Origin of the sequence: Kineococcus indalonis, from assembly GCF_009906395.1 — a bacterium.
In the GTDB taxonomy this organism is placed as follows: Bacteria; Actinomycetota; Actinomycetes; order Actinomycetales; family Kineococcaceae; genus Kineococcus; species Kineococcus indalonis.
Map to the genome: position 1 here is coordinate 1 of NZ_JAAALM010000832.1, position 1133 is coordinate 1133.

Below are 1133 nucleotides of genomic sequence, written 5' to 3' on the forward strand. Positions count from 1 at the left end.
GGCTGGCGGACCTGCTGCACGCGCAGGCGCGCGCCTGCGCGGACCTGGGCTCACCGCTGTACGCGCACCTGCTCACCCGCGCCGCCGAGGACGCCCTGGCCGGCGGCCCGGTGCGCCGGGTGCTCGCCGGGCACGAGGACGACCCGCCGGGGGCGGCGCTGCCGCTGCGGCTGCTGGGCGCCGCGCACCGCCTGGCCCTGTCCGGCGGCGCCCCCGGCTACGCCGCCCACCTGCCCAGCACCGGCGGCGACGGCGACGCGCGGGCGGCCTGGCCGGCGCTGCGCGCGCTGCTGGAGGACCCCGCCTCGCCGGCGTGGTCGGCGGTGCGCGCCGGGTTGCGCACCGCCCCGCAGACCAACGAGGTGGGGCGCTCCGCGGCGCTGGGCGGCGGGCTGCTCACCGCCGTGGCCGGCGCGCTGCCCGCGCTGGGCCCCGTCGTGCCGGTGCGCCTGCACGAGGTCGGCTGCTCGGCGGGCCTGAACCTGCTGCTGGACCTGTTCCGCTACCGCGGGCGCGACGGGCGCACCCGCGGCCCGGCCGGCTCCCCCGTCGAGCTGGACGGCGCGTGGGACGCCGAACCGCCGTCCTGGCCCGCGCCCGGCGCCCTCGAGGTGGTCGAGCGCGTCGGCGCCGACCCCGACGCCGTGGACCCCGCCTCGCCGGAGGGCGCGCTGCTGCTGCGCTCGTACGTGTGGGCGGACCAGCCGCACCGCGCGGCCCGGCTCCGGGCCGCCCTGGAGCTGGCGCGGCGCGTGCCGGTGCAGCGCCTGCGCACCGGCGCCGCGGACCTGCTGGCGCGGCTGGAGCTGCGCGAGGGCGCGCTGACCGTGGTGCAGCACTCGGTGGTGTGGCAGTACCTGCCCGCGGACGAGCGCGAGGCCGCCGAGCGCCGCCTGCAGGAGCTGGGCGCGGCGGCCACGCGGACGGCGCCGCTGGCCCGGGTGTCCCTGGAACCGGGCGGCGGGGCGGCGGACGCCTTCGACCGCGGCGCCACCGGCTACCCGGTGACGGTGACCACCTGGCCGGGCGGGCAGCGCCGCGTCGTGGGCACCGCTCCCCCGCACGGCGTGCCGGTGCGCTGGCACGACGGCGGCGCCCCGGCCGGGTGAGCACGCGCCCCACCTCCCCCGTCC

The 1133-nt window shown here is 82.0% G+C and carries 1 protein-coding gene; it reads left to right on the forward strand.

Annotated elements, in window-relative coordinates; translation table 11 throughout:
• A partial coding sequence (locus GTR00_RS21420) for a DUF2332 domain-containing protein (RefSeq protein WP_205706371.1) occupies positions 1–1109 on the forward strand: 1109 nt, incomplete at its 5' end.
• Positions 1110–1133 lie beyond the last annotated feature (24 nt).